This is a genomic window from Fodinicola feengrottensis (assembly GCF_039530045.1).
GTDB lineage: Bacteria > Actinomycetota > Actinomycetes > Mycobacteriales > HKI-0501 > Fodinicola > Fodinicola feengrottensis.
Genome location: NZ_BAAANY010000032.1, coordinates 1 through 21,649, shown reverse-complemented (window position 1 = coordinate 21,649; position 21,649 = coordinate 1). Strand labels below are relative to the sequence as shown.

Below are 21,649 nucleotides of genomic sequence, written 5' to 3'. Positions count from 1 at the left end.
GCCAGCATGCGTCAGATCTTCTGAGAAGGAGCCTCATGTCTAGGAAGATCGACGTAGTGCAAGCGATCCTAGACGCGGCAATACGAGTACAGGAAGTTCCCGATCGTAAGCCGTGGGATTACGGGTGGTGCGATCCCGGATACCGTCGATCTGACGGTGCTGCTTTGAAGGGGCCTCGCGGTTCGGCGACTATCCCTGCTGATGTGCTTCCAGACTGGGAGGACGCTGTCGAGCGCCTCGCGCGTGAGCCCGCCATTCAGGCGCGCTGGAGTGAGGAGGAGTTCTGGGGGATCGTTGGATCGCTAACAGTGGCATTGCATTATGGGTCAGATCCTTCTGGTTTGCTCGCGAGTAGTTTGGAAAGACTCCGCAAAGCGCCTCCAGCATTGACGCTCCAGTTGGTCGCAAATGTAATTTGGGACGAGCCTCCAATGGCATTCGGTAACGTGGTATTGGGGAAAGCTGACAAAGTCTTCCTCCAGTTGATCAATGATCGAGCCGGTGCGGGACAGGTCGTGTCGGACGACCAAGCAGATCGTTGGTTTGAGGACCAGATTCAACCGCGCTTGAGTCACGGACGCGTCCACCCTGTGGCACTAGCCTGCTGGACGCCCGGGCAGTCGTCGCTCGCGCTGTCGCAGTCTGAGAGAAACCTTCGTGATCTCGTCGACCTTGTTATCCTGCTCGAACGTGATCTTCCTCGGTTCGAAGTCTTTCGTAGAGGAGCCACGAACCGACCTGGTATTCGGGGTCTAACGCTTGAGCGCGGCTCGGTTCAGAGTGGAATGAAAGGAAAGCCGTGGTCGCTCGAACTCGCCTCCATGCCGGTTCTCTTCAACGCTTTTGGAGTAACGCGAACTGTGAAATGGTATGGAGCTGAGCCCGTGCCGCTGGGCGCGATGCTCGCGCAGCCGTACTTGCGTGAAGCGGTGAGCTCCTGCTTGGCGAATGACCCTTTGTCATTGAGTGTTCGGGTGGCCGCAAGGTGGTTTTCTGAATCCCATTTCACTGGAGAACGTGACCATTCGACGCTTGCGCTTGGTGTAAGCATGGATGCCTTGGTAAGTGGCAAGAAGGCGATGCCAGGTGGCGCGTTGGCGGATCGCTATGCCTTCCTAAGTGGTGCGCCGGCTGAGCGCCTGGGCCGCCGCAAAGAATTCAATGAGTTCTATTCTATCCGTAGCGCAATCGCGCACGGCGGTAAGAGCAGCAAGATCGAGCAAGACGAGCTCATCGATCGTTATCGGCAGGCGGTTCGGGAGACCGCTTGGAGAATCATCGCCCTGCGGGACCAATTTCAACCGCAGTCAAGTGATGAGGTGGACGGTCTCTTCGATGATCTGCGTCTGGGAGTTCGTACCTGGGTCTAGACGAGTGCACGGTTTTGTGAGGTTTTGTGTACGGCGGCTGTACACGAAACTCCCATGGCCGAATTGGCGAGCCAGGTGCTGGGCGCGCCTCGCGTTGCCCGATTCGGGCATTCGGGGCTTGGTTGAGGTTTTGTGAGGTTCTGTGATCGTTTTGTGTACGCCGCTCCGTACACAGAACCTCTGGCCTGGATGGCGCCTGGTTGGGCGATCGACCCTCGCACAAAACTCACAAAACCCGGTTGGCGTACACAAAACCCGTTCTCGATCGGTTCAGTCTCGATAATGGTTCAGGTTCGGTCGAGGTTTTGTGGGTTTTGTGTACGCGTTTGCTGGCAAGGGTTTCCTGGAGACCGTTGGGTGTACACAAAACCCCGATCCTGTACACAAAACCTGCACCGCGGCGATTGGATACCCCGCGCTGATCGGTCAGGCGGGACGCAGCGGGATGACATCGGCGGCTGCGCCGCCGGCGGTGCCGGTGATGGCGGGGTTGACGAGGTAGGTGGTGGAGGGGCGGCCGCCTTTGGCGCCGGCGGTGCGTACGTATTCGCGGAGGTAGCCGTACTGGTCGAGCAGGGTGAGGGCGGGGATGATGTCGTCGACGCGGGGGAAGGTGCGTCGGTTGGCGTAGTAGGCGTCGCGTCGGGTGAACGTGGTCTTGTTGTTGCGGGTGATCCAGTCGAGTACGAATTTGGCGCCGAATACGGCGGTGTCGACCTGCATTTCGTCGAAAGCGACCAGGGCGTGTTCGGCGTAGTAGCGGGCGATCCGCTCAGCCCGTAGCAGGGTGTCCCGGGTGAGGGGTTGGGCGTAGCCGCCGCCTTTGGTGTCGCGGAAGTTGTCGGCGACATGCAGCAGGCCGGCGATGCGTACGCAGCAAGACCCGACCCATTTGGAGCCCCATTCGCGCATCATCGGGTGCGACCACGTACCGCCGGGCGCGAGCAGCTTCTCGACCTCGTCCTGGAGGTCGAACACGAGGTCGTCGGCGTCCTTGGTGACCTGCACCATGACCGGCTCGGCGAGAGGTTCGAGGCTGAGTGTGAGGGTTTTGACGGTGTGCTGGTATTCCTCGGTGAGCAGCTGCGGGATCAGCGGAACGTCGCGCACCCGCCGGAGCCCGACGTTGTCCGGCGGCAGTGAGTACAGGAAACGTCCGAGCAGGCCGCGGCCACCGGCGTCGGGAATGCTGCGCAGTTCCCGCAGCACCGAGGGTTGCAGCGCGAGCCCAACGGTGAGGCAGACGCTCTCGATCACCTCCCGCCGGTTCTGGCGCGAGACGGGTAGCCGGTCGTTGCCGTGGCCACGTAGGAAGACTTCGAAGTTGGGTTTCCCGCCGTACCGGCCAGCCATCAACGCCACGATGGTGCCTTCGGGAGCCATCACCGACAGCCGGCCGCCTTGCTCGGCGATCCGGGACGCTGCGGTTTCCGAGGTGATGTCGTCCTCAACCAGGATCGGTTTGGGCGGCACCACGATCTCTTCGAGCCGCAGCGCTGCCTCGATCGCCTGCTGGGTGGCCAGGTCCCGTTCAATCCCGCCGGTGGCGTCGTCGGCCTCGGTACGGGCCTTGGCGAGTTCCGCCTCGGCGCGGCGACGCGCTTCCAACGCTTCCTCACGTTTCGGCGCCGAAAGCTCCACAAGCGCTGCCTCGGCGGCGAGCAGTGGCGCTGTCAACGCCTTGAACACTGGGCTTTTCCTTGATCCGGGCGGCATCGCGGTCATGGTGAACACGTTGACGTGCTCGATCCAGTCGGGTCGGATCTGGATCTGCACCCGCCCACCGGCCGCCGTGGACAGCACCGATAGCGCGAGCGAGCCGGGCAGGTCGACCGGGACCTGGAAGAAGTCCGCGACCGCGGTGACATACTCCCCGAGCCAGTCCGGCAGCGCCTCGGTCGGGAACACCGGCAGAGCCTGCTTTTCCGGCAGTGGCAACGGTTCCGGCCACGCGCCGGTCGGCGCATCGGCGAGCAGTTCGCGGCCGGTGGCCAGCAGGTCGTCTGTGTCCCGACCAGACGTTGCGGCGTCGGTTATGCGGGTGCCGAGCGCGATCATCGCCCGGCGCCGGGTGTGATCGGTCAGGATCTTCGCGTAGTAGCCCGCTTGCGCCGGCACTACGGCACTCCGGTGGATGCCATGAATGGCCCCGATACCGCCGGCGCGGTCCAGTTCGCCGGCCGAAACCAGGTGGTTGACCAGGGCGACCGGTTCGGTGGGCTGGCCGGCGGTGTGCAACTGCGTGAGCGCGGACCAGATCACCGCGTGCGACGGCCGGTAGAAATCCTCGCCTGTCAGCTCGGTCAACTCGTCCAGCACGGCGCCACTGAGCATCACCGCACCCAGGACCTTCTCCTCAGCGTCGGCGTCGTGCGGCGGCATCTGCTCAGCCACGTCGCTCTCCCCCACCCTTTCTCGCGCCCATGATCATGCTCGCTCGCCGGCCGTACGCCGCCGTTTCCTTGAGGCGGCAAGGAAACCGGGTTCAAGCCGCCGCTGACGGCCGTAGTCGACCGCCCTCGGGCAGCGGCGGCAGCGGCGGCACCGTGCCGGCTGGCGCGAGCAGGTGCGCCGGGACACCGGACGCGTCCGCGACCCGCTGGCGCTGGTTGGTATCGGCGAGGTCGACCACGGGCTGGGCGTTGCAATGGCCGCACTGCTGCGATCCGTACGGCAGCCCGACGTACAGGTGCGCCGGGCAGAAAAACCGGCCACACCCCCGATTACTGCCCGGGTAGTCACCACACAGGTGGAACAGGCCGCGGTGAATCGGGATACTGCACGCCGGTTCGGCGCAGACACTGACCACCTCAAAACCCGCCAGGCGCCCGTCAGGCATCTGGAATCGCGGCCGGTCCCACCGGCAAAACTCGCACACCTGGTCGGTGTCGGTCGGAGCGTTGTCGTTGCACATATCGAATTTCTCCTCTTTCGGGCGGCGATCACTTGCGGGTAGAGGTGGCTGTTCCGACTCTTTTCCTATCCAGCTTGAAAAGATGACCAAAGTGCGGTCGGGAAGTAGTCCGCCTGGGTGGGATCCGCTAGCCGTTCGTCGGGACCTGACAAGTCGAACCAGCTCCCGAAGTCATCGACCAAGCGGCAACGCGTGCACTCGGCGTTGAACGTCGAGTGGTCACGGCACAGTGTGAGTTCCCGGACGTACGTGTAGCGGAAGTCGTGCGCGTCGGGAACGTCGTCGTCGCTGAGTCCCAATGCAACGGCCCGGTCGTGCATTGCTGCCGTGATCTCAGCCATGGTCGGTGGGCCCAGGATGATGAGGTGGTCGCCATCCTCTCCGAGATCGAGGTACTTCAGTCCGTTTTTGGTGGTAGAAGCGCCCTTGACCACGTTGGTGGGATAGATCGAGGTGGGTTCGACTTCGTCCGGTAGCGCGGTTTCCGATACAGCGGTGGAAAACTCGGAAGCGATGATGGTTTTCGACATCAGTGTTGATCTCATTTCCGGTTGTATGAGTTAGGCGATCTGGTCGAACAGGCTGGCGAGCTGGTTACCAAACAGGCTCGGTGTGCTGATCTGACGGTTGCTCCACAGCACTTCGGTGCGGCGGCCGCCGGCGCCGCCTTGCGCGGTGACAGCGTGGAATTCGACGCGGTCCCAGCCCGCGTACAGCTGGTCGTAGAGCGGCGATGGGTAGCCGGACAGGACGACGCAGGCCCGGGCCGTGGTCAGAAGGGCAGCCAGCTCGCGGTGCGAGGCGTCACTAGTCATCTCGTGCCGGTACTTCACGCTGTTGCGCGCCGATCCGAGGTACGGCGGATCCGCATAGATCAGCACGTCCTTGTGAGCGCCGTACGCCTCGATGATCTCCAGAGCCGGCCGGCACTCCAGGCTGACGGCATGAAGCCGCTCGGCGACCGCGGCCATTCGCTCGACGTAGCCGGTGAGGTAGCCCGGCATCGAGGTGCCCGATCCGGCCGGATCGAGGTAGAGACGCCAGCCGGTGCGCGTGAAGCCACCGGTCCACCCTTGCGACAGCAACACCCAGATCCGCCGCGCCCGCTCGATTTCCTCGTCAGCACTGTTGAGGTCGTACGCCGCCTGGTGCTCGGCGCGGCCATGCGGTGTGAGTGCACAGGCACGAACAAGCTCGGCGGTGCGGTCACGCAGGACCCGCCAGAACAGCATCAGGTCGCCGTCGAGATCGTTGACCGTCTCCATCGCCGCCGGCCGCTTGGCCAACAGGACCGCCAGCGAGCCCGCGAACGGCTCGACGTAGTGCTGATGCGCCGGCATCCGCTCAGCGATCCTTGCGGCAATCCGGGTCTTCCCGCCGTAATACGCGAACGGTGGCTTGACGTTCACCGCGCCACCTCTTCAGCCACGCCGGAGCTGGATCCGCCGGCCCCGCAGAACAGGTCGGTGAGCCTCAGCACGAGCCACCACCGAGGCCCGCGTTTGGTGCGGCAACGGGCTGATTGATCGGTGGAAGAGTGAACGCGACCTGGTCGGGCACCCGTTCGCGACTGATCACGGCGATAGCCCCGACGAACCGACCAGCGCCCACGATCAACGGCATCGACCGGCTGGAGTCGTTGCTGTGACTGCCCGCCGCGCGGAGTTTGACCGGGCCGGTGAGCTTGTCGAACCTGGCCAGATATTCCGGCGAGACGTACGCGTCGAGCAGCGTGCCGACCGCGGTAGTACGTGCCGCGCTTTTCTCCATGATTGCCCGGAAATTCGGGTACGTCGCGGGGCGGGCGTAGTTGATCGGCGACCGGTAGCGTCCGGCGTTGACCTCCAGAATCCATTCGGTGCCGCGCCCGGCGTCCGGCGCGGTGTCGGGGTGAACGGCGTCGAGGGTGAGCTGGTGCACGTCGGGGTCGGCGGCCAGTCGGCGGATCAGGCGCAGGTCCAGGTGGGACAGCGTGAGTTGGTACGGCGCGCCGGTGGGTTGGCTGTCGCGGGCCGGTTGGAGGTGGTAGGCGCCCATCGTGAACCGGTCGGTGGCATAGAGCCACATGTCGGTGCCGGTGAACTGGACGAGCGCGTGCGTGAGGATGGGAAGGTCGTCCTGGTCGGGGCTCAGATGCGGAGTGATCACGCTAATCGCGTAGCGGAGCTGGGTGGCGTCGACAAGGAAGGGCATGGTCAACGGGCTCCTGTCTGGCAGGGGTGAGAAGGTGGCGGTGATCAGCACGTCGATGACGTGGGCGGCGCGCTAGCTACCACTTGCGTAGGCCGGCGAACTTACGGCGGGCGCCGATGGCCTGCTTAAGCACTCGCTGTCTCAGCTTTGTCTGGCTCAGGCTGTTCACGCGGGTGAGTCCCAATTCGGCAGCGATCGCGAGCAGGCTCGTCCGGTTCAGGTGCTGGGCGTCCAGGAACGCGGCGCCCGCCTCCTCGGTGTCTGTCGCCCTCAGATGCGCGGCGATGGTCGCCGCGGCGGTGTCGGGCTCGCTCGCGGTGATCGGTGGCGCGGTTTTGGAGTTCTCGTTGTCGTGTCGGTAGAACTCGGTTTTGGCTGCGTTGGGGGTGGTGTTGACGGCTTCTTCCATCGTTTGGTGGCGTCGGTTCAGGTTGTTCAGGGTGTGGTGGGCTACGTGGATGATGCTGTTGGTGGCCTCGAAAACGTCCATGAGGTTGCTCACCGTTTCGGTGTCCAGGTCGTTCGCGGACAGCGCTGCGGCCATGGTGTCGGCGGCGTTGGCGAATTCCAGTGCGGTGGTCGCGATGGCGTGTAGTACTGCGCGAGTTTCGGTGATATTTGGTGCGCAGCTCATGTGTTCACTCCTGGTTTTGTTGTGGGTGGAGGGAAGGTGTGCCGAATGGGGGCGTGGGCCGTGTACGGCCCACGCCGACGGGGGTTAGGGCTGGTGAGAGTTGGATTCGGTGGCGTGCTCGGCGGCGTCGGTGAAGTAGCGGCGATAGCGCAGCCAGCGGCGGAGTTCGCCGCTGCCAAGGGCCAGGATCATCACGCCGAGGGCGACACCGCCGGTGATGATGGCGATCCGCAGGACCAGGTCGCGGGCGATGGGGCCGGGGCCGGTGGCGTAGTAGAGACCGAGCAGGGCCAGGGCGCCGATGACGACCATGCCGGTGATGTCTGAGACCGCGCTGGTGATTTTGGTCAGCACGTACTGGGTGCGGGTGACCTTCATGACCCGGACGAGCTGGACCTCATCGGTGTACGGGTCGGCGTTGTCGTCGGTGCCGATGGTTGGGGTGTTCATATGTGCTCTCCTGAAAATGTCGTGGGAATTGGTGTGCGGGTGTGAAAAGTTGCGGGCTCAGGCGGCTGTCACCTGCCGGAATTGCAAGGGCGTGCCGGGACGGCGCTGGTCGCGGCGCCGGATGTTCGGCCGGTAGGTGACAACCGGCTCGTCGGCGTCGGTCGGTTGGTGGGTGACGGCGAGGTCCCGGTTTCGGGCTCGGTACATCGCATCGTCGGCGCGGGCGAGCAGGGCCTGCCAAGTGACGTATTGCGGGTCGGCGACGGCGATGCCGACGGTGATCCGTACGACGGGACCGCCGGCGGCCTGGGTGAGGCGGGTCAGGGCGGTGCGGCCCGCCCACGCCAGCCGGGTGGCCCACGCGTTCGGGTCCTGGTCGGTGGGTGCGGCGAGAATGGCCGCGAACTCGTCGCCGCCGATACGCGCGACCGTGCCGTACGAGTTGAGCAGGTCCTCCAGGACGTGCGCGGTGGTGATCAGGGCGCGGTCGCCGGCGGCGTGGCCGTGGGTGTCGTTGATCTGCTTGAACGCTTCGATGTCGATCAGCAGGCACACCAACGGCCGGCCGAACATTGCTCGGCACGTTTGCGCTGTGTCCCGGGCCGCTGCGTCGAACGCGGCTCGATTTCCCAGTCCCGTCAACGGGTCGGTAAATGCCCGCTGATTCGCGTCGGTGACCTCGACGTGCAGATCTGCGATGGTGCGGGCTGTACGGGTCAGGTACCACCCGGTCGCAGCTGCCGCGGCGCTGCCGGCGGCGAGGCCGGCGACCGTCGCGAGAACGTCGCTGTGGAGCAGGGTGTGAGTTGTGCCCCGGATGTTCATGATGGCTGTCCTTTCGTTGTCTCGTAGGCGGATCAGAAGGGCGGGTTAGAACGGCGGTTCGTTATCGACCGGTTCGCTGGTCCACGGGTCATCACCAGCCGCACCGCCACCGGTGGTGGTGGGTTTGGTGCGGGTGACTTTTTTGGTGGTGGCGGTGGCGAATTTCAGGGACGGGCCGAGGTCGTCGACGGCGAGCCCGTAGGAGCTGCGTTTCTCACCGGTCGCGGTTTCCCAGTGCGACTGCTCCAACCGGCCGGAGACCACGACGCGGCTGCCGCGGGTGAGGGACGCGGCGATGTTCTCGGCGATCTCGCGCCAGGCTTTGCAGCGCATGAACAGCGGGTCGCCGTCGACCCAGTTGCCGGCCTTGTCACGGCGGCGTTTGTTGTGCGCGACGGTGAACACCGTCCACGCGGTGCCGTTGGGGCTGAACCGCAGTTCGGGATCCTCGGTCAGATTTCCGACGATCACCATGGTGGGGTCGATGGACATGCCGATCTTTTCCTTTCTCTGGAACGGATTTAGAGGACCGTGGTGATGCCAGCGAGGGCAACGACAGCGACGGTGGCGATGAGCAGGTCGACACCCGCGCGGATGAGGCGGTATTTCGACCGGGCAACGCCAGCGAGGTAGATCAGCTCCGCGGCGGCGTGTTCGTCCGCCTCCCGGGCGTACCGCTCGGCGATCCGGGGTAGGTCGATGGGATGGACGCCGGCGTACGGGTCCGTCAACTGCTCGACGGTGGCGCCGGCGTGGCCCAGGACTCCGCCGGTGCCGCCGAGCCGGGGCCGGATCGCGGCGGCCAACATTCCCGCGGCTGCAGCGGTGATGGCCCCGGCGACGGCGGTGAGCGTCGCGGCGGCCGTGGGTGGCTTCAAGGTGAGGATGGCCAGCAGGACGGTCAGGATGGTGCCGGCCAGGCCGAGCAGGGCGGCGGCTTTGCCGTCCGCGCGAGTCAACTCCGTACGGATGGTGGCCGTGTCGCCGGCTAGCTGCGCCCGGTGGTCGATGGACTGCACGAGATGGTTCCTTTCGATGAGAACGCGGAAAGTCGGGGTGGGTGGTTGGTTGGGTGGTCAGGCGGCCCGGAGTGGGGCGTCGGTGGGCTGGTGGTCGCCCGGTGTGGCTGGGTAGGTCGGGTCGTAGGTGAGGACCTGGCCGACGAGGTCGAACTGCGGGTGGCCGGTGCCGCGGTACGGCGTGCAGGGGTGGTAGGCCAGTGCGGCGCCGGCCGGCCGGTCGGCGGTGTCGCCGAGCCGGACCGCGGCGCTCTGTTGGATGGTGAAGTCGTCCGCGAAATACCAGCGGGCATCCAGTGGCCCGCCGGAGCAGACGACCAGGGGCTTCTGGATCGGCCACCGTGCAACGCACTGGACTGGAGCGCGGGTGGTCTTGCGGTGAATGGTTCTGGTGGTGGCCACGGTGGTGGTCTCCTTACTGGTCAGTCCGGTGACATGTGGGGGTGTGTGACTCATGTCTGGGTGGGGCAGTTTTTGTTGCTCAGCAATGGGTGGCAGTCCCAGACCACGTCTTCGACGCTCTCGGTGACGGTCACTGTGGGAGCGGCCGGGTCGGGGATTTCCTTTGTCACTTCCCGGATCCCGACGACGCGTCGGGTGCAGACCTCGGCGCGGTCGGCGATGACCAGGACGTGGAGGCCGTGAAGGGCGCCTTTCAGGTCGAACGCGACACCGCGAACGACTTTGTGCACCGGGCCGGGTAGTGCCCGTGCGATGTCGGCGAGAACGTTCCGCTGATCGGTGTCTCCGGCGAGGATCCAGGTGAGATGTCCGCCGAACGCGCTGCGGCCGCTGTACGGGAGTGGCACTTCCGGGTGTTTGTCGAGCAGGTCGGCTAAAGCCCTCAAACCGGCCGTGTACTCGCTTCGCTGACTCAAGGAGCTGTTTTCTGGCATGGCTTCGCTCACCCTTCCTTTCAAGGAATGTGTGCAATAGCGGGGAGAATGCGCGGTGCTGGCTCTGTTCCGAGATAGGGAAGACTCGTACCGCAGGGCTATGCGGCGGTGTCCTCTTCGGTGGTGTCCGGGTCGGTGAGGATGTAGCGGCCGTGGCCGCTTTGGCGGACCCGGCCGTCGGTGATCAGCTTGGCCAGCGCGTCGCCAACCGTACGCAGGGAATGTCCGCTGACCCGGTTGACGGCTTGCGCGATCTCGCCCTTTTTCATCTCCTCGCCGCGCTCGGTCAACACCTGGAGCACCACATCGGCCGCGGTGCCACCACCGGTGGCGTTGTCGGTGGTGTTGAGGGCGTCGGTCGTGCCGGCGGTGCGGTTCATAACCGCGGCGACGGCGGCGGGGTCGGTGAGGTCGTTGAACGCATCGACGACGGCGGCGAAGTCGTCGAATGCTGTTTTGCGGTCGGCTCGGGTGGCGTAGTCGGGGCCGGCGGCCATGACCGAGAGGTTGTCCAGCTGGACTGGGGTGCCGTGGGTGGCCCATTGGAACGGGTCATCGACGTAGTGGGTGCGCATTGGTGCCGGTCGGGAGGAGGCGCCGAGTAGGTAGCCCATGCCGCCGGTGGGTTGGCCGTTGGGGAACGTACGGGGCAGTCGGTGTGGGTCGACGGGGATGGTGCCGTTGAATGCCACCTGCCCCGAGAGTGGGTTGGCGGTGCGGAACACGATCACGTTGCCGCTGGCCAACGAGTCGCGGATGGTGGTTGACCCGCCGAGTTGGTCCAGGAGCGGGACCTGCACGATCAGCCGGAGCCGTACGCCGCATTTGCGGGACATCTTCGCGATGTCCTCAACCAACTCGCGGGCCTGCTCCAGGCGCAGCAGTTGGTGGGCTTCTTCGATGGTGACCGACAGCAGTGGGATGTCCGGGGTGGGGTCGAAGTGGGCTTTGCCGCGGCGCTTTCGGCCTTTGTCGTCGGTCCAGGACATGGTGGCGAAGTACGCGTTGCGGGTCAGCATCACCCGGTGCACCGCGCGGATCATCCGCATGCCTTCTTCCAGGTCGCGGGCTGACCAGGGCACGTTGTCCATCCAGTCCGGCAGTGACTGGCCGCGCTGCGGGTCGATCACCCAGGACACGATCAGTCCGGACGCCCGCTCGTACGCCAGCAGCTCGTCGACCAGGCGTGACTTGCCGGACCCGATCGCGCCGGCGATCAGGTCGTGCACCGCGCCGCTGCCGGGCTGGTAGAAGCGGTACAGCGCCGGCTCACCATCGGCGTAGATCCCGATCGGCGCGATCCCGGTCGCCGGGTCGAACTCGCCCGGGCCGGGCCACGGCAGCGTGTCGTGCAGCGGGTTCTGCGACAGCACCATCAGCCGGGCCTCGGACGCTCGACCGGACGCGGTCGGCTCGATGACCAGGGAGCCGGGTTCGGCGTCGTACGCGGACATCACCATCTCGGTCGCGCTGATCGCGTTCTGCGTCGCCAACTTCCCCGGCGGCAGCTTGATCACCCCAGCCCAGCCGTTCTTGATCGACGCGACATCGGTCAACTTCGCGCCCGGCAGGGCATAACCCGACGCGCCGACCCGCTCGTTGAAGATCTCGACCACCGAGCTGTCCGCGACCACCTGCACGCCCCGGATGCGGTGATGCCACCACCACGGAAACGCCACCGCCACCCCACCGAGCCACAACACCGCGGGCATCGGTCGCCCAACGCCGTACCCGGCGGCGACCGCGAGCCACCCAGCGGCTGCCAGGAGGGATACGACGGCGTACAGGCGCTCGGCGACCCGGTCCAGGTGCAACCACCGGCGCCCGGCCCACCACAGCAACCCGGCGGCGATCGGAGCGATCACCAGCACCGACCTGGTCGCATCCGGCCGGCCCGCAATCACAGCACCGGCCAGCCAGGTCAGCACGATGCCCAGGATCGGCGCGAGCTGGCGCCGGTACCGCCACACCAACCGGCGACCGGTCCGCATCGCGCGCTTGCCGCGGGCGGGCTTGCTACCGCCCACCAGCACCATGGCCTGCCCGCCGGACATCTGCCCGGAGAACATCGAGGCGAAGTCCTGGGCGGTACGGCGGCCCTCCTTGTTCACGGCCTTGGCGATCTTACGCACCTGGCGGCGGTTCGCCTTTCCCAGTGGCTTGCCGATCATCGGGGTCTCACCTCCAAAGTTTTAGGTCCGTCTAACGAGAATGGGTGGCCGGCCTCGCCGGGTGCAGTGGTCCGGCCGGCCTCCCTGTGCGGAATCTAGGAGTGCTTGTAGAAGTCGGTCTTGGCCGCGTGCGGGGTGGCGTTGACCGCCTCCTCCATCGCGCCGTGGCGCTGGTTCAAACCAGCCAGCGCCTTGTACGCCGCCGACCGCAACCCGTTCGTGGCCTCGAAAATCTCCATCACCTCACCGATGGTGTCCGGATCCACGTCCTGAGTCGCCAAACCGGCGGCCAACTGATCCACCGTCTCGGTGAACCCCTGCGCCTGCTTCACTATCGCGTCCAACGCCTCACGCGTCTGAGCGATGTTGTTCGCCTCACCCGATACCGCCATGGTCAACTCCTTCTCGTCGTTCTTGGCATGCGTTGGCTGGTGCTCACCGGTCAGAACGCCGGCCGGTGTTTTCGCTGTCGTCTCCGGTCTCTTTTCCTCCTCCGTCGGAACGCCGCTGTGGCTTGCGTCCCACTCGGCAGCCGCGGCCTGCTCTTTCTCCTGACGGCGGGCCGCGAACTTGGCATGCTTCTTGCGGCCTTGCTCCCACCCATCGGCCCAACCGGCACGAATCGACTTGCCAGCCGATCGGCTGAGCCGAGTCGTAATCTTCAACGCGGTCAGGGCGCCCGTGCCAGCCGCCAGAGCCCAGCGCACCGGCGACAACCAGCTGTGCGAGCGGCGGATCTGAGCGGCTTTCCGACTGGCGTCCCGCTTGACCTTCGTGATCCCTTGCCGGATACCTGACCGGGTATCGGCCAGCAACTGCTTGCCGGCACCCATCAAGGCCCACGCCAGACACGCGCAAATCAGAATCATCACGCACCACCTAGAAAATCGATCCGATGAAACCTGACAAAAGACCAGCGATCATCGCGATCGCGCCGGTCAACGTCGCGCCGACGGAGCCCGGAATTCCCTGTGCCAAGATGGGCAGCACCAGTCCGATACCGGCCGTTCGCGTCTTTGCGCCCTTCTTGGGCCACATGTCGTGGATGTAGATGACCGTGAGTACCAGCGAGAGGACGAACGGAACTGCGATCCCAACTACCGTGGCGGTAACGTGGCCGACCATCGTCGATGTCCAGCTGACCGCCGAGGTCAAGATGTGACCGCCGATACCACCTGTAATGGCCGTGCCACCGACAAGCGTCAATGCGGCCGTAGTCTTCTTGAAGATCTTGAGGTAAAACAGCACTCCCGCCAGTGCGAGGGCGATCACCCCACCAATCGTGCTGAGAACCATCTCGAATACCCGACCTTTCCTAACTCGCCAGCCAGACAACGGCAATGACAAACAGACCGAACAACAAACGCATCGGACGCTGCAAAACCCACGCCAGCGCGTACAAGAGAACCGACGCAGGAATCCCGATTCCGATCGCATAAAGCCGCCCCAAAGCTGCGAGAACCGGCGAGTCGTCACCAGCCCACGGCGCAGCTTTCGCGTAACCAGCAAGGTCAGCTATCGATGCTGGCGCTTCGCGCCATAGCGATACCTGGACAGTTGCCGCCATGCGCTCTCGATCGGCGATCAGTGCACGCCATCGCGCAATACGCTCCGTGATCCAAACGGGCGGTATCCTCGCGCGCGTGCCCGCACGACGCGGCTCCGCGTTGGGCGCCGAGTCGACGGCCGATAGTGCTGCCGCATCTTCGGCTGCCTCATCACGCTTAGTGAACTCCACACTCATCAGGCCACCTTCGTTTTGTTGCTTGCAAGGGACTCGGTCGTTGCGATGAGGTCTCGGCAGATCGTCTGAGCGGCTCGATCCGCGTCCTCCTCGGGAAGCCTTTTCAGCGTCGCCTGGAGATATTCGAATGCGGCAGAGAGCTGCTCGGTGGGCGCCGTTCTTGACTGAATCCGATCCCGAAACCACGCCTGACGCCGAGATTCTCGGTCGCGTGCTCCCTTTTTCATTCGATTCCCCTTATGCCGCAGCCGAACGGCTGTTTGCCGCGCGAATTTTCTGCCTCTCGCTAACTGATTTACCGCCCCAGATCCCAAACGGCTCCCGATTTTCCACCGCCCATTCGAGACATTCGCGCTGGACAGGGCATATTGCGCAGATACGCTTCGCGTCTCGGAAAGACCCGCCCTTTTCGGGAAAGAAGATCTCCGGATCGACCTGCGCACATATGGCTCCATCTACAAACGGCGGGATAGTGACCGCTGTGCGTACCGGATCGCTTCCCTTGCGCGTCCTTGGCACGATCACACCGGTTACCGCCGGAGTGATGCGGTGGAGAGTGATCGCGGGCTTACGCAGCTTTGGCACTGGATTTCCCTTCGTAGCAGTCGATGCATCTGCCGCCGTAAACCAGCGGAAGTACGTATCCGGCATCTCGGCGGCAGTCGCAGCACGTACGTCGAGCCGCGGTTGCCTTGCTGATCGCGGCGAGCTGCGCTGCGGTTGGCTTGCGCTTTGGGACGCAGAGGTCGATCCGGTACAGCCACGCGAAAAGTCGGTCGCCGCGGCGGATCGCACCAGCAGGTTCGTGCCCGCCGGGAGCGAGTCCGGTCTCACGGAGCTGGCGACGTGTCGCGTACCCCACCGGAGCGCATCTCCAGTCCCAGACTGGAAGCCCACGCCAAATGTTGGCGCTTTCCAGCTCCACAGCCAGGTACGTACCCGGACGCGCCGTTTTTGGCTGTTGAGCTGCGGAATTGTTGCGTACTCGCTCGGTCGTCACGTCGTGCCCGAGAAGGCGCGCGTTTCGCTCGATCTCGCGAACCTGTGTTGCCGTCAGGCCGGTGGACTCCGACAACGGAATCCGGCCCCACCAGGTACACACCCGGTACAGCGGTTCGGTCTGCGGGTTCATGCGGCACCGCCGACGCTGGCATGGGCGAGTTCGGCTTCGACGGCGGCGTGTACGGAACGGACCCGGGTCAACTTGTCCAGGGCCGCGAGGTACGCGCCGTCGTCGAGCACGGGCCTCTCTCCGGCAGTAGCGCCGGGTCGTACCTCGGCCTCCTGCCGAGTGAGGTCGACAACGACCTCGGTCTGAGTCCGTGCGGACTCGGCGACCCGCATCAGGGTTCGCAACGTGGCGGTCAGTTCTCGCTCGGCCCAGGCATGCCGTGCCTCGATGGCCGGCCGGCTGTCCGCGCTCATTGTTGGGCCGCCGCGGTGCACCAGTCGGCGAACAGCGTGACGCCCTCGGCGTCAAAGCTGCTGAGGTCACCGACTCGGAATGGAACTCGAACGGTGCTGAAGGTGCCCAGCAGACGGACCCTGGTCAGCTCGGAGCTACTCATCACAGAGATCGCGTCGACCTGCGGGGTACTGGATGGTCCGGCCGCCAGCCACTGGTCGTAGGCGGCATCGTCAGACGGGGCTCGGTGATCGCGCTCGTATCGCTTCCACGCCGATCGGTGCTGGTCCAGTGTCACCAAGGTCAGCGCGAGCTCGTCGAGGTCCAACCCGAGTCGCCCTTGACCGTCCCTGCTCACCAGGTCCGGAACGCGAGCGACCAGCCGCGCCAACATCGGGTGGCGACCGAGCAGCCACAGCGCCGCCGCGTACGGATGACCGGCAGGCGGAGTGGGAATGGCTGTGGTGTTCGGCCAAGCAATCAGGTCGGCACGCGGCCGGCGGTTTCTGGTCATGAGGTGGGTCCTCCGTTCGGGTTACGCAGCAGGTCGGCTTCGGCCAGTAGCCGGCGGGCGCGGTCGGCGCCGATGCCCAGCGCTGTCTTTGCGGCACGCACGGACACCGAGCCGTCGGCGTCGCGAGGGGTCAGGGTTGGATCGGCGAGGATGACCAGCAAGTCGGCATCTGAGCGCGCGATGACCGCTGCCGTCTTCGCCCGTCTCGGGCGGGTTGTCTTGGGCCGCTTGCGCAGCTGCACGTTCACCGGCGCCGTGACCTTGGCTGCGGCGGCGACAGCTGGTGTGGAGTCCGGGACCTCGACCGGGCCAGTGCCGGCGGCCGGGGTCCCGGAAGACTTGGACGCCTTCTTGGTCGCCATCTGCGGGTGGCGTAGACGGTGCAGCAGGCGCATCAGCAGTTCGTACGAGCCGATCAGTGACAACGGCGGCCATGCGGCGATGACGGTCGCGGCGATCGGGTGGTGCCAGCCGTGCAGCACGTTGGCGGCCACACTCACCGCCGCGCCGGCGGTCACCAAGACATAAGCGAGCCAGTCGCGGCGGCGCCCCGCCAGCGAATCGGCGAGCAGCACGACAGATCCCGCAATGACCAGGCCATCGACCGAGAGCGGGAACAACGGCTGGCGCCACGCCGGCTCACCGTTAACGGCGGCCCAGTCATGCATGTGTCCGAAGCTGATCGCGCCGGCAATCAAAGCGACGCCGGCAACAGAGATCACCGATGCCGCAACCAGCACGATGCGATCAACGGCGACCTGATCGCGGTCAACAGGCGCCGACTGCGGGCGGCGATCGAACCAGCGCCGCCGAGCCCGCTCGGGCGCGGTCTCAACTGCCGCCGGTTTGACGACCGGCGCGACCGGAATCGCGGTGTAGTCGTTTATGGACTCGGTCAACTCGGCGAGCCGCTCCGGCGAGAGCCGTCGCGCCTCAGCCCGATCGAGTGACTTCATCGGCGGCCGCATGATCAGGCAGCTCCGTCCTGGGCGACCCAGTCGGAGGCGTCAACGAGCCCGTGAGCCTGAATCGCAGCAGCCACCATCTCGTTGATGGCGCGGGCCGGAATGACGAACCGACCACGGATACGTACGGCCGGAAACTCCGCGTTGTTGATCGCGGTGTAGAGCATCCGCGTCGAGATGCTGAGCATCCGCGCGACTTCGGCAACCGTGTAAAAACGCGGCGCCGGTGGCGCCATCTCCCGTTTGACCTCGGTCTTCATCTGGTTCCTCCGTAGGCGACGATTGGACTAGTGTGCACGAGAGTACACTAGGTCAATCGATTGGCAAGGGTTTGGCTGAGCGGGTTGCGAGACGGGAGTGCCCTAGCTCAATTACGGTCTTCGAGTGACCGTGAAGGCAGATGACCCGCGTCCGGCGTTCGTGCAGGTGGCGGACGAGCTGCGACAAGACATCCAGGCCGGCACCTTGCGTGGCGGGCAGCAACTTCCGTCGTGGCGCGCACTCGGCAAGAGGTTCGGTGTTACGCCATCGACGGTCGAAAAGGGAATCAACATCCTGCGTGCTGAAGGTTTAGTCGAGGCCTCCCATGGCCGCGGCACCTTTGTACGCGACATGGACGCCGAACCTGAACCGAGTGCCGAATACGTGGCGATCATGACTGAGATCCGGGCTCTCGCCGACCAGGTTCGCGCGACGAATGCTCGCATGGCTGAGCTGGAGAAACTGGTCGGTCACCCGACTCAACCGCCGCCGTCAACTGACTGATTCGTTCGCGCATTGAGTCGCTGGCGACGGCAAGTGAACGCAGCTCACGGAGGATCCGTGCACGTTCCAGATTGGTCAATCCGTTGGCCGCCGGCTGCGGCCGGCGGGGCCGGTCGCGATCGGTGTTGGTCATCGTCGATCAGTCCTTCGTACGTCGTGGGTCGAACCGATGCGACGTACTCTGAGGGCATCAGACGCACACGATGCGCAACGTCGTGGGACGTACGAACGTGAAGTTGGGACCCGTACAAAAGTGCGGGTTGGCATGGCGAGGCCGGTGGAGAGTGGCGGGATGGTGATGGAAGGCCCGATCGGTGAGCGCATCCGTATCTACCGCCGCCGGCGCGGCCTGAGCCAGCGAGAGTTGGCCGAACTCGCCGGCCGTTCCGAGTCTTGGCTGTCGCAGGTCGAGCGCGGTATCCGCTCTGTCGACCGCCTCTCGGTTCTCGTCGACATCGCGAAGATCCTCAAGACGGACGTTGAGACGCTGTCCGGTCGTCGTATGGAGTTTGCGCCCAACGGCGATCCGGAACTCGACGGCATGGAGCGCGTACGCGAGGCGCTCAGTGCCTATCCGGCTCTGCTCGGCAGCGGTCCCGTAGTCGCCGATCTCGCGGACCTTGACCAGCTCACGGTCGAGGCTCACCGCCGCTACCAGGCCGCTGACTACGGTTCAGCCGCCCGGATTCTTCCCAGTCTCATCACGACCATCGACAGCGCCGTCGCGCAAGCAACCGGCGACGAACTCCGCCGAGCGCTCGTTATTCAGCACCAGGCGTACGTGGCTACCGCGAAGCTGGTGACCAAGGTCGGCGACGGCCGGCTCGCGTGGGTCGCGGCCGATCGAGCTGTGACCGCGGCTCTTCGTCTCGACTCGCCCATCTTGAAAGCTGCCGCCGCGTACCAGCTCGCGTCTGCGTTCTACCGGTTCGACAGGGGAGCGGAGGGGGAGCGGATCGCGATCGAGACGGCCGAAAGCTTCACCGATGACTCGCCGATGGGCCTGTCCGTTCGCGGCGCGCTGTTCCTGATCACCTCGGTCATGGCCGGGCGGCGAAGTGACCGAGTGGCCTCAGCCGAGCGCCTCGGCCGCGCGCGGCAGCTCGCCGAGACACTTGGACATGACGGCAACCACGGCTGGACAGGATTCGGCCCGACGAACGTGGCCATCCACGAGGTTTCCGCAGCTGCGGAACTCGGCGACGCGCAGTTGGCGATCAGCATCGCGGAGGACGTTGACACGTCCGGCCTTCCCGAAGGCCTTCGCAGCCGTCGCGCCCAGGTCCACATCGACACCGCTTGGGCGTACGCCCAGCACCGCAACGACTCAGCCGTCGTCATCAACCTGATGGAAGCCGAGCGGGTAGCGCCGCAGACGCTGCGATACAACATCATCGTCCGCGAGATGCTGCGAGAACTCCTCAAACGGGAGCGAAAGTCCGCAACGCCAGGCCTGCGCCCACTTGCCCAGCGGTCGGGAGTCTTGCATTGAGCGAGGACAAAGTCATTTACCTGATCGCGGCAGCCGCGCCGCCGGTGCTGGAGATCGAGATACCCATATCTCTCCTTCAAGAATGTGGCTGGCAAGTCTGTCTCATTTTGACGCCTACAGCCGCTGGCTGGGTTGACGTACCTCGGTTGGAGAAGGCAACGAGGGCGGCCGTTCGAGTGTATCCGCGCCGTCCTGGTGATCAGGATCCGCTGCCTGAGGCAAATGTGGTGCTCGGAGCGCCATTGACCTTCAATATGATCAACAAATGGGCCATGGGCGTCAGCGACACCCTGGCCTTGGGAGTTCTCAATGAGTTGCTGGGGGTGGGAATCCCGATCTTTTCGGCACCGTGCGCTAAGGATGCCCTCCGCAAGCATCCGGCGTACGGAGCAAATGTCCGAACCTTGACGGCCTCCGGAGTCCATTTTTTAAACTCTGAGCGTCTAACATCCCGACTTGGCAATGGCCTGGTTACGTTCGATTGGCCGGCGGTTGTGGGTGTGCTTGACGCCGCCTTGTATCCCGGACTCTAGGCGTCTTCGAGATTGAGCCCAGAAAGGTTGGGGCCCGAGAATCGGACGCCGATGCCGCTTCTCGATTGGGACGGGAGTGCAGAGGTAGTATGAACTATGACGCTACTTGATCCCGGTGACGCGAAGGCTCTCGTGGAGCTTCGGGCGATGTTGAGACATGCGCAACAATCCGCGCGTACGACGGCCCGGGTTGGTCAATTGACTGCCTTGATTCTCCTTGACGCGGTTAATGAGCGTATCACGCATATGGCTGCGCAGAGTCTGCAAGGGATTGAAATCAAGTCAAAAGATGGAATCGAAACCATCTATAGTCGAGTCAAGGGAAAACTCGCCACCTCCATGCCTGCAAATAACGGATGGGCCGAGGTGTGGAAGTTGCATCGTGCCAGAAATATTGCCCAGCATGAGGGGATTGGGCCCGACCCGATCAGGATGTCCGGTTGGATGATTGCAACCGAGCGCTATGTTTCGTCTATGGTTCGAGTTGTCTTTCAAGTAAATATCGAAAATGTGCACCTCGCGGAAGCTGTTGCTGATCCTGAGATGGCGGCGCACCTGCACGCTGCTGAAGACTTCCTTGAGCAAGGGGAGTCGGGCTCTGCTGTCGAAGAGGTCTGGCGCGCGTTTACCCCCGCATATAGGAAGTGGATAAACTATTTTGGCGACACGCACGCTAAGCGTCCTTTTCGTCTTCAAGCGGCGGGACAGCTAGAGTTAGATGAGATGATCGTGGCTGCACGGAATGCTGCAGCTGCTCAAGCCTTTGCGATGGAACCTGCCGAATATACCTGGTTTGCCGCCTTGCAGAAGACGCCCTCATTTATGATTGGTCTGGATGATGCACGACAGGCGCTGGTGTTCGCGTTCTGGTGGATTGTGAGATGGGAAGCGGTGGCTGCAATGATGGTCTCGCCCGGACTTCGACGCCAACGCTGGATGGAGAATGAACATAGTTCGAGGACCAGGGAGGCGGATGGGCCGGCGTATCTGGATGAGGTTGAGGTGCGACCGATCTCAGTAGGGCAAGGTCAAACTTCTTTCCAGGTGTCGTTTTCTCTTGTGAATCTGCCGCCGTTGAACCTCAGATTCTTTCAAGACTGGAGTTTAGCCGTTAACGATGGTCTCGCGGCGTTGGCGATTCCAGGATGCACGAAGTGGTCGGCTGCATCTTGGAACATTAATGCCGAGGTGACAAGTGGAGTCGATGTCGAAGCACTTGTGGCGGCGGTTGAGCAGGTACTGATTGATGCGGATGCCGTTGCGGCGCGTGTAGCGACTGGGCGAGTTCGTGACGAGCGGGAGCACCTCCGGGAATGCGATGAATTTGCTCAGCAGATAGATAGTCGTCGCGCTGAGCTTCCCAGCTGGGTGCAGGATATCTATTTGGCTCGGGAGAACGAGGTTGTTCAAGGAACTCGCTCCTCCCGCCTTCGGGTCAGAGTTGCAGAAGGCGCCAGACTGGATCATCAACGAATGAATAGCTGGTTACAGGCGGCGCCATTGGTGGAGAAGTGGGGATTTCCGAGTGACGACGTAGTCGCACTGGAGCCGGAACTGAATATCTCGCAAGTTCTCGGGCTTGTCAGTAGCCTTGAGTCGTCCGTCATCATGGCAGCAACTTTCGAAACCGTCGATGAATTCCCTGAAGTTGAGTTGAAAAATGCGCTGGCACGTGCGATTCGCGGCCGAGATCGAAACTAAGGGGCTGGAATCATATAAGATTTCAAACAGTTGATTTGATTGTGTAGTTCCACTCGCC

27 protein-coding genes are annotated in these 21,649 nt (G+C 64.2%); 5 read left to right on the top strand and 22 right to left on the bottom strand.

All coding sequences use genetic code 11. From position 1 onward, the window contains the following. Window positions 1-35: 35 nt before the first annotated feature. Complete coding sequence (locus ABD301_RS33080; protein WP_344314159.1) at window positions 36-1,370, top strand: hypothetical protein; 1,335 nt, start codon at window positions 36-38, stop codon at window positions 1,368-1,370. A 426-nt stretch (window positions 1,371-1,796) separates the two neighbouring features. Here the strand turns inward: ABD301_RS33080 and ABD301_RS33075 are convergent, their stop codons facing one another. From ABD301_RS33075 to ABD301_RS32975, 22 genes are all read right to left on the bottom strand, one after another. Further along, window positions 1,797-3,764: a DUF3987 domain-containing protein gene (locus ABD301_RS33075; protein ID WP_344314158.1), complete on the bottom strand. Its 1,968-nt coding sequence runs from the start codon at window positions 3,762-3,764 to the stop codon at window positions 1,797-1,799. Window positions 3,765-3,855: 91 nt separating this feature from the next. Continuing rightward, window positions 3,856-4,209 carry a hypothetical protein gene (locus tag ABD301_RS33070; RefSeq protein ID WP_344314157.1) on the bottom strand — a complete coding sequence of 118 codons (354 nt, stop codon included), beginning with the start codon at window positions 4,207-4,209 and terminating at the stop codon, window positions 3,856-3,858. A 140-nt stretch (window positions 4,210-4,349) separates the two neighbouring features. Continuing rightward, on the bottom strand, window positions 4,350-4,814 hold the full coding sequence (locus ABD301_RS33065) for a hypothetical protein (protein WP_163571165.1): 465 nt from the start codon (window positions 4,812-4,814) through the stop codon (window positions 4,350-4,352). 30 nt (window positions 4,815-4,844) lie between these two features. Continuing rightward, window positions 4,845-5,693 (bottom strand): DNA adenine methylase, encoded by an 849-nt coding sequence (locus ABD301_RS33060; RefSeq protein ID WP_279581777.1) that lies wholly within the window; start codon window positions 5,691-5,693, stop codon window positions 4,845-4,847. 64 nt (window positions 5,694-5,757) lie between these two features. Beyond that, the gene (locus tag ABD301_RS33055) at window positions 5,758-6,477 is read right to left on the bottom strand and encodes a hypothetical protein (protein WP_344314156.1); all 720 of its coding nucleotides are present in this window, start codon (window positions 6,475-6,477) and stop codon (window positions 5,758-5,760) included. Between the two features lie 76 nt (window positions 6,478-6,553). Then, window positions 6,554-7,111, bottom strand: a complete 558-nt coding sequence (locus ABD301_RS33050) for a hypothetical protein (protein WP_279581778.1) — start codon at window positions 7,109-7,111, stop codon at window positions 6,554-6,556. A gap of 84 nt (window positions 7,112-7,195) precedes the next feature. Beyond that, window positions 7,196-7,561, bottom strand: coding sequence for a hypothetical protein (locus ABD301_RS33045; RefSeq protein ID WP_163571169.1), 366 nt, complete (start codon window positions 7,559-7,561; stop codon window positions 7,196-7,198). A gap of 57 nt (window positions 7,562-7,618) precedes the next feature. Next, window positions 7,619-8,386, bottom strand: a complete 768-nt coding sequence (locus tag ABD301_RS33040) for a GGDEF domain-containing protein (protein WP_163571170.1) — start codon at window positions 8,384-8,386, stop codon at window positions 7,619-7,621. A 45-nt stretch (window positions 8,387-8,431) separates the two neighbouring features. After that, the gene (gene ssb, locus ABD301_RS33035) at window positions 8,432-8,878 is read right to left on the bottom strand and encodes a single-stranded DNA-binding protein (RefSeq protein ID WP_344314155.1); all 447 of its coding nucleotides are present in this window, start codon (window positions 8,876-8,878) and stop codon (window positions 8,432-8,434) included. A 29-nt stretch (window positions 8,879-8,907) separates the two neighbouring features. Beyond that, entirely contained in the window at window positions 8,908-9,405 is a 498-nt protein-coding gene (locus tag ABD301_RS33030) for a Pycsar system effector family protein (protein WP_163571172.1), read from the bottom strand. 57 nt (window positions 9,406-9,462) lie between these two features. Continuing rightward, entirely contained in the window at window positions 9,463-9,807 is a 345-nt protein-coding gene (locus tag ABD301_RS33025) for a hypothetical protein (RefSeq protein WP_163571174.1), read from the bottom strand. A gap of 50 nt (window positions 9,808-9,857) precedes the next feature. Further along, window positions 9,858-10,301, bottom strand: a complete 444-nt coding sequence (locus tag ABD301_RS33020; protein WP_344314154.1) for a hypothetical protein — start codon at window positions 10,299-10,301, stop codon at window positions 9,858-9,860. A gap of 98 nt (window positions 10,302-10,399) precedes the next feature. Further along, the gene (locus ABD301_RS33015) at window positions 10,400-12,472 is read right to left on the bottom strand and encodes a P-loop NTPase family protein (RefSeq protein ID WP_344314153.1); all 2,073 of its coding nucleotides are present in this window, start codon (window positions 12,470-12,472) and stop codon (window positions 10,400-10,402) included. Between the two features lie 95 nt (window positions 12,473-12,567). Further along, window positions 12,568-13,341 carry a hypothetical protein gene (locus tag ABD301_RS33010; RefSeq protein WP_344314152.1) on the bottom strand — a complete coding sequence of 258 codons (774 nt, stop codon included), beginning with the start codon at window positions 13,339-13,341 and terminating at the stop codon, window positions 12,568-12,570. Between the two features lie 10 nt (window positions 13,342-13,351). Beyond that, window positions 13,352-13,744 (bottom strand): hypothetical protein, encoded by a 393-nt coding sequence (locus ABD301_RS33005; protein ID WP_279581783.1) that lies wholly within the window; start codon window positions 13,742-13,744, stop codon window positions 13,352-13,354. Window positions 13,745-13,787: 43 nt separating this feature from the next. Continuing rightward, complete coding sequence (locus tag ABD301_RS33000) at window positions 13,788-14,216, bottom strand: hypothetical protein (RefSeq protein WP_163571188.1); 429 nt, start codon at window positions 14,214-14,216, stop codon at window positions 13,788-13,790. A gap of 237 nt (window positions 14,217-14,453) precedes the next feature. Beyond that, window positions 14,454-14,867 (bottom strand): WhiB family transcriptional regulator, encoded by a 414-nt coding sequence (locus ABD301_RS42620; protein ID WP_425552007.1) that lies wholly within the window; start codon window positions 14,865-14,867, stop codon window positions 14,454-14,456. Continuing rightward, on the bottom strand, window positions 14,785-15,348 hold the full coding sequence (locus ABD301_RS42615) for an RRQRL motif-containing zinc-binding protein (protein ID WP_425552006.1): 564 nt from the start codon (window positions 15,346-15,348) through the stop codon (window positions 14,785-14,787). Before ABD301_RS42615 ends, ABD301_RS42620 begins: the two co-directional genes overlap by 83 nt. Continuing rightward, entirely contained in the window at window positions 15,345-15,641 is a 297-nt protein-coding gene (locus ABD301_RS32990) for a hypothetical protein (protein ID WP_163571191.1), read from the bottom strand. The genes ABD301_RS42615 and ABD301_RS32990 overlap by 4 nt, the downstream gene beginning before the upstream one ends. After that, window positions 15,638-16,135: a hypothetical protein gene (locus tag ABD301_RS32985; protein ID WP_163571193.1), complete on the bottom strand. Its 498-nt coding sequence runs from the start codon at window positions 16,133-16,135 to the stop codon at window positions 15,638-15,640. The genes ABD301_RS32990 and ABD301_RS32985 overlap by 4 nt, the downstream gene beginning before the upstream one ends. Further along, window positions 16,132-17,091: a DUF2637 domain-containing protein gene (locus ABD301_RS32980; protein WP_344314151.1), complete on the bottom strand. Its 960-nt coding sequence runs from the start codon at window positions 17,089-17,091 to the stop codon at window positions 16,132-16,134. Before ABD301_RS32980 ends, ABD301_RS32985 begins: the two co-directional genes overlap by 4 nt. A 14-nt stretch (window positions 17,092-17,105) precedes the next feature. Beyond that, window positions 17,106-17,360: a helix-turn-helix domain-containing protein gene (locus ABD301_RS32975; protein ID WP_163571197.1), complete on the bottom strand. Its 255-nt coding sequence runs from the start codon at window positions 17,358-17,360 to the stop codon at window positions 17,106-17,108. A 124-nt stretch (window positions 17,361-17,484) separates the two neighbouring features. On the opposite strand from ABD301_RS32975, the gene ABD301_RS32970 reads away from it, so the two are divergent. From ABD301_RS32970 to ABD301_RS32955, 4 genes are all read left to right on the top strand, one after another. Then, window positions 17,485-17,865: a GntR family transcriptional regulator gene (locus ABD301_RS32970; protein ID WP_344314150.1), complete on the top strand. Its 381-nt coding sequence runs from the start codon at window positions 17,485-17,487 to the stop codon at window positions 17,863-17,865. A gap of 265 nt (window positions 17,866-18,130) precedes the next feature. Continuing rightward, window positions 18,131-19,357 carry a helix-turn-helix domain-containing protein gene (locus tag ABD301_RS32965; RefSeq protein ID WP_344314149.1) on the top strand — a complete coding sequence of 409 codons (1,227 nt, stop codon included), beginning with the start codon at window positions 18,131-18,133 and terminating at the stop codon, window positions 19,355-19,357. Beyond that, window positions 19,354-19,890 (top strand): flavoprotein, encoded by a 537-nt coding sequence (locus tag ABD301_RS32960; protein WP_163571201.1) that lies wholly within the window; start codon window positions 19,354-19,356, stop codon window positions 19,888-19,890. Before ABD301_RS32965 ends, ABD301_RS32960 begins: the two co-directional genes overlap by 4 nt. Before the next feature lie 96 nt (window positions 19,891-19,986). Further along, window positions 19,987-21,591: a hypothetical protein gene (locus tag ABD301_RS32955; RefSeq protein WP_344314148.1), complete on the top strand. Its 1,605-nt coding sequence runs from the start codon at window positions 19,987-19,989 to the stop codon at window positions 21,589-21,591. Window positions 21,592-21,649 lie beyond the last annotated feature (58 nt).